The sequence below is a fragment of the Candidatus Symbiothrix dinenymphae genome, from assembly GCF_001431085.1.
The window spans coordinates 1-672 of sequence record NZ_BBRU01000193.1 but is presented as its reverse complement, the minus strand read 5'-3'; the positions used below and the strand labels follow the sequence as shown (position 1 = coordinate 672).

The window sequence follows — 672 nt, the reverse complement described above, 5'->3', positions numbered from 1 at the left end:
GAAGAAAACCGAAATCGCCGCGGTTGCCAACAAGGGCGAAGTCGTGACGTATGCCATCTCGGAGCACATCGAATTTGCCGGCGTGCATTCGGGCGATGCCACGATTCAATTTCCGCCGCAGAAATTGTATGTCGAAACGGTGCGCCGCATCAAGAAGATTGCCCGCGAAATAGCCTCTGCGCTCGAAATATCCGGTCCGTTCAACATCCAATTTTTGGCGAAAGACAATGATATTAAGGTCATCGAATGTAATTTGCGTGCTTCGCGCAGTTTTCCATTCGTATCTAAGGTGTTGAAACTCAACTTTATAGAACTTGCCACGCGCGTGATGCTCGGCGAAGCGGTTGAAAAGCCCAACAAGAGCGAGTTTGAATTGGACTACGTGGGCATCAAAGCCTCGCAATTCTCGTTTTCGCGCCTGCAAAAAGCCGACCCCGTGTTGGGGGTCGATATGGCGAGCACGGGCGAGGTGGGCTGCATCGGCGACGATTATTACGAGGCGGTGCTCAAAGCGATGCTGTCGGTGGGGATGCGCATCCCGAAGAAAAACATCCTCATCTCAAGCGGCGGAACGGAGTCGAAAGGGGAGATGCTCGAGGCCTGTAAGATGCTGCAAAACAAGGGGTTTTTGGTTTACGCCACCGATGGCTCGCCCCACTTTTTGGGGGAAAA

General features: G+C 52.8%; 1 protein-coding gene. It reads left to right on the top strand.

The window, feature by feature from the left end; all coding sequences use genetic code 11:
• Window positions 1-672: ATP-binding protein (locus tag ASC50_RS02770; protein ID WP_193391187.1), on the top strand; the 672-nt coding region annotated here is incomplete at both ends.